The organism is Henriciella sp., assembly GCF_049649345.1.
Classification (GTDB): domain Bacteria; phylum Pseudomonadota; class Alphaproteobacteria; order Caulobacterales; family Hyphomonadaceae; genus Henriciella.
The window spans coordinates 1-5,373 of record NZ_JBARZC010000068.1 but is presented as its reverse complement, the minus strand read 5'-3'; the positions used below and the strand labels follow the sequence as shown (position 1 = coordinate 5,373).

The window sequence follows — 5,373 nt, the reverse complement described above, 5'->3', positions numbered from 1 at the left end:
GGGGGCCATGTCGTCCAGATTGACGGACAGGGCGCGCCTCAGAAGGAAGCTCATTTCAAGGACCGCATCGCCGCGCTTGGCGAGATCTTCGTCCCTTTGCAGATAGGCCGCCATCGCGTCCGCCAGGATCTGGCACGGATTGGCGTGAAGCTGGACAACTTCAGCAGAGGGTTTGGGCGCCAGGGGTAAGATTTCCGGCTGGTCCAGCAGATTGACCTGGGCGTTGAGCTGCACATTGTTCCACATAAGTGAGTCCTCATGACCGCAATTGAACGGGTTATGGGGCTCTCTGAGGCAGAGTTCGTGCCAAACGCGAATTTAGGCGTACCCAACTCGCCTGAGGCATGACGCAGAAGCGATTAGCGCCTTGAAAAAATGAGGATTATAGTTCGCCCTAAGATGGTAAGGGCCGCGAGAATCACCAGCCTCTGGTAAAATCTAGGGCCGGAATTGATGCTCGCCAAACGCCCGTTTTCGTCGTGTTTCGGCACACAATGACTGGGCCAGCATCGTCTCTGGCGCGATCTCTGGGGAATAGCCTGGAGGCCCCGCCCGGAATCGAACCGGGGTACACGGATTTGCAATCCGCTGCGTCACCACTCCGCCACAGGGCCTGATCAGAGCGAGGCGATCTGATAGCAGCGCGCCCTCATGCTTGCAATCACCGAAAACCGCGTTTCACACATATGGCCACATTGCCAGCCGCGGCGGCCTCATATATTGCGGGCTCAGACTGATCGAGCCTGAAGGATGCCTCTCCATGGATTTTGCGAAAATGCGCCGGATCATGGTCGATTCACAGATCCGCCCGAACGATGTGACGGATGCGGAAATCGTCTCGGCTTTTCTGCACACCCCGCGCGAAGCCTTTGTCTCCAAGGCCGACCAGCCCATTGCCTACGCCGAATACGAGATCGAGACGAGTGACGGACGCGCCCTCTGGACGCCGCGTGACCTCGGCAAGATGCTGAAGGCGCTCGACCCGCAGCCAAATGATATCGCGCTCGTTATCGCCGCTGGTGCCGGCTATGAGACCGCGCTGCTTGCCAAGATCGTAGAGACGGCGATCGCGCTGGAGGAGGACGAGCAGCTGGTCGATGAAATGTCCGACCGGTTCGCCAGGCTCGGCATCGACCGCGCCGTTGCCGTTCAGGGCAATCTGCATGATGGCCTTGCAGATCAGGGCCCGTTCGATGCCATTCTCGTGACCGGTATGGTCGAACAGGTGCCCGAGACCTGGTTCAGCCAGCTGTCCGAAGGCGGGCGTCTCGGACTGGCCGTTCCTGTCGGCCGCGATCTGGGCCGTGGCCGCATCTATACCCGCGCGGGCGATACGACATCCTACCGCGATGTCTTCGATGCCTGCCCGCCTGAACTGCCGGGTTTCCGCCAGAAGAAAAGCTTCGCCTTCTAGCGCGTCCGGGCGTTCTTGAATCTACAGTTCGCTTCAGAAGTGAACACTGTTCACTTTTTGCTAATTCCGGCCTAGTCTAGTGCCGGGAACGGATGGCGGAGAGTGGAATGAAGCTCGCACGATTGTTGGCAAGCGGCGGTGTGCTGGCCCTGACGCTCAATCTCCAGGCAGCGGCCGACACGCTGCACGACGCGCTGACAGCCGCCTATCTCAACAATCCGGAAATCAGTGCCGAACGCGTCAGCGCAGAGATTGCCGGTGAGCGCATCAATCAGGCCCGCGCGCAGCGCCGGCCGACCGTCGATGTGTTCGGTAGCTATGTTTACGAATCAATCGATTCAAACCGCCCCTTCGCCTTTAATCTCGGCGATCGGCCTGTTGCGTCTGCGCAGCTGGAAGCCCGCCTGCCACTTTATACTGGCGGGCGGCTGAGCGCGGGTGTCCGTCAGGCCGAAGCCGGCGCGAGCGCCGCCAGTTCCCAGCTCGATGCGACCATCCAGTCGCTGATGCTCGATACGGTCACGGCCTATGTGAACATCATCCGCGACCGCGACGTGATCGCGATCAGAAACAACAGTATCGAACTGCTCGGAGGCCAGCTGACGGCCTCGCAGGACAGGTTCGACGTGGGCGATGTCACCCGGACCGATGTCGCTCTTTCCGGGGCGCGTCTGGAAGGCGGGCGCGCCCAACTCGCCGCCGCTGAGGCCGATCTGGAAGGCAGTCTCGCTTTCTACGCCGTCCTGACCGGGCTCGAAGCAGGCGAGCTCGTCCCGCCGCCGCCTGCGCCGGACTTGCCCGAAACACTGGAACAGGCAGTTGCGGTTGCTGTGGCGCAGAACCCGTCTCTCGAAGCGGCCCGGCACGCAGAGAAAGCGGCCCGTGAAGCGATAAAGGTGGCGCGCGGCGCGCTGCGCCCTGAAGTCTCTGCGATCGCCCAGGCCGGCGTTCAGGAATACCACCAGGATGGCTTCACCGATTCGAGCATGGTCGCCGGCGCGCAGGCCCGTATTCCGCTTTTTACCGGCGGGCTGAATACGTCTCGGCTGCGCGAAGCGCGTCTCGCACAGAGTCAGGCCCAGGCTCAGATTGCCCAGACAGAACGGTTGATCCGCGCGAGTATTGCGCAGGCCTGGTATGGCTATGAAGCCTCCGAGCGGGCGGTCGAGGCCTCCCAGCGCCAGGTCGAGGCGGCTGAAATCGCCTATGAGGGCGCCCGTGAGGAACAAATGGTCGGCTTTCGCACGACGCTCGATGTGCTCGATCAGGAACAGCAACTGCTCGAAGCCCGCCTTGCGCTCGCAACGTCAGAACGCAACAGATATGTCGCCGCCCACCAATTGCTTGCTGCCATGGGCCAGCTGACGCCGGAAAGTCTGGGGATAGGCATTCGCTAACAGCTGGTTGACGTGCAATCTGCTTACGAATCCATCATAACATCCTATTAACCGACGCGGTGTAGCCAAATAAGGCACACATTATTGACCTTTCGGGAGCTGGGTATGGCCGACAAAGCGCAAGCTGAACCGACTATGGAGGAAATTCTCGCCTCCATTCGCAAAATCATTGCCGATGATGGCGAACCCGCCCAAGCGGCCGGACAGCCCACAGCGCAGAAAGAGCCTCAGGTCTCAGTCGCCGTTTCCGACGAGGATGGCTTTGACGATCTGTCCCTTGATGATGTCATCGCGGAAAGCGACGGCGATGTGGAGGCCTTGTCCCAGCCTGGCGATGACGACTTCGACACAATCGGCGACGACGATGAGGGAGGCGAATTGCTGACCGATGTCGACGAGGAGATGTTCGAGGAACTGACCGCTGACAAGGTGGAGGAAGAGCCGCTCACCGCGCCGGCGCCGGAAGACGAGCTGGAAGATTTCGACTTCGAGGCCGTTGATCTCGACGCTGATGAGCCGATGGTTGAAGATTCGCTTGCGACGATTGAGCCGGAATGGGATGTTGTCGAAGAGGCAGAACCCGCCGCGCCTGCGCCTCAGCCAGAACCTGCCGCGGCGCAACACGTTGAAGAACCGGTCCGCAAGGAGACAAGCATGCTGCGCGGTAAAACCGAAACAGCGCCAGAAACATCGCCTGAGCCGGCGTCGTCCGGCCTGACCGATGAACGCATCGCCGGCGCCGCAGCTAGCGCGCTCGGCAAGCTGATGGTCAAACAGTCAACCGACGACGATGGCAATCCGAATACGCTCGACGGCCTGATGCGCGAGCTCCTTCGCCCGATGATCAAGGAATGGCTTGATGCGAATCTGCCAGGCATTGTTGAGCGCAAGGTCGAAGAGGAAGTACAGCGCATCGCCCGCATGGCGCGCTAGACCCTCGTTCACACCCTGATATAGAGACGAGGCGCGCCCTGACCGGCGCGCCTTTTGTTTGTTTACTGACCTGATGGAATAGATTGATGCTCGACCAACGCTTTGACCCTGCCAATGCAGAACAGCGCATCTATGAGCGCTGGGCGGAGGCCGGATGCTTCCGCCCCTCTGGCGACACAAGCGCCGAGGCCTATTCCATCGTCATCCCGCCACCGAACGTCACCGGCGTCCTCCATATGGGCCACGCCCTGAACAACACGCTGCAGGACATTCTCGTCCGGTTTGAGCGGATGCGCGGCAAGAATGTCCGCTGGCAGCCGGGCACAGACCATGCCGGCATTGCGACGCAGATGGTGGTCGAGCGCCAGCTGGCCGCAGATGGCGGCAATGAGAGCCGCGCCAGCCTCGGCCGCGAGAAATTTGTCGAGCGCGTCTGGGAGTGGAAAGAACAGTCCGGCGGCCAGATCATCAAGCAGCTGAAACGCCTCGGTGCCTCCTGCGATTGGGAGAATGAGCGCTTCACTATGGATGACGGGCTTTCCGAAGCCGTGAAGAAAGTCTTCGTGAAGCTGTACGAGGACGGCCTCATCTACCGCGACAAGCGGCTTGTGAACTGGGACCCGCATTTCCAGACGGCGATCTCCGATCTCGAGGTGGAGCAGAAGGAAGTGCAGGGCGCTTTCTGGCATCTTCGCTATCCGCTCGCAGACGGCGTGACCTACGAGCACCCGGTCTTTGATGAAGACGGGAATCCGGCCGGCACCGAGACGCGTGACTATATCGTCGTCGCCACCACCCGGCCCGAAACCATGCTGGGCGACACCGGCGTTGCCGTTCACCCCGATGATGAGCGTTATAAGGGCCTCGTCGGCAAGTTCGTGGACCTGCCCATCGTGGGCCGCTGCATCCCCATCGTCGCCGATGAACATGCCGACCCTGAAAAGGGATCCGGCGCGGTGAAGATCACCCCCGCGCACGATTTCAACGACTTCCAGGTCGGCGAGCGGGCTGGCCTGCCGCGCCTCAATGTGTTGACCCAGATCGCCGCGATCGTGGACGGCGCTGAGGCTGAGGCTGCGGGCATTCCCGAGGCCTATCGCGGTCTCGACCGTTTCGAGGCGCGCAAGAAGATCGAGGAAGACTTCGAGGCGCTTGGACTTCTGGTCGAGATCGAGAAGAAGAAGATCGAACAGCCCTTCGGCGACCGCTCCGGCGTCGTCATCGAACCGTGGCTGACCGACCAGTGGTATGTGAACGCCGAAGAGCTCGCCAAGCCGGCCATCGAGGCGGTGCGCTCTGGCAAGACCAAATTCGTGCCCGAGAACTGGACCAAGACCTATTACAACTGGATGGACAACATCCAGCCCTGGTGCATCAGCCGCCAGCTCTGGTGGGGACATAGGATTCCGGCTTGGTTTGGTCCTACCTTGGACGATCTGAAAAGCGATGTGCCGTACTCACCTAAAAAAATCTTCGTGGCGGAAACTGAGGCGGAGATGCTGGAAGAGGCGCAAGTTTACTATGGCGACGCCATTCGCATTCAGATTGCAGAAGATGGATCGGCGGTTTGGGGTGGAGGAAGGTCTGGGGGTGAACCATCTAGCGCTATTGTTTATCGCGATCCCGACG

The 5,373-nt window shown here is 60.7% G+C and carries 5 protein-coding genes and 1 tRNA gene; 4 read left to right on the top strand and 2 right to left on the bottom strand.

Annotation, left to right across the window (positions count from 1 at the left end):
• Positions 1-246: hypothetical protein (locus WA989_RS01680; protein ID WP_424338795.1), on the bottom strand; the 246-nt coding region annotated here is incomplete at its 3' end.
• A 294-nt stretch (positions 247-540) separates the two neighbouring features.
• Positions 541-614, bottom strand: a tRNA-Cys gene (locus WA989_RS01675).
• A 146-nt stretch (positions 615-760) separates the two neighbouring features.
• Between WA989_RS01675 and WA989_RS01670 the strand changes: the two genes are divergently transcribed.
• The 4 genes from WA989_RS01670 to WA989_RS01655 all read left to right on the top strand — a co-directional run.
• Positions 761-1,414, top strand: a complete 654-nt coding sequence (locus WA989_RS01670; RefSeq protein WP_424338794.1) for a protein-L-isoaspartate O-methyltransferase family protein — start codon at positions 761-763, stop codon at positions 1,412-1,414.
• A gap of 107 nt (positions 1,415-1,521) precedes the next feature.
• Positions 1,522-2,811 carry a TolC family outer membrane protein gene (locus WA989_RS01665; protein ID WP_424338793.1) on the top strand — a complete coding sequence of 430 codons (1,290 nt, stop codon included), beginning with the start codon at positions 1,522-1,524 and terminating at the stop codon, positions 2,809-2,811.
• Between the two features lie 105 nt (positions 2,812-2,916).
• Positions 2,917-3,744 carry a DUF2497 domain-containing protein gene (locus WA989_RS01660; protein WP_424338792.1) on the top strand — a complete coding sequence of 276 codons (828 nt, stop codon included), beginning with the start codon at positions 2,917-2,919 and terminating at the stop codon, positions 3,742-3,744.
• An 86-nt stretch (positions 3,745-3,830) separates the two neighbouring features.
• Positions 3,831-5,373, top strand: a 1,543-nt coding sequence (locus WA989_RS01655; protein WP_424338791.1) for a valine--tRNA ligase, incomplete at its 3' end; no start/stop codon positions are given.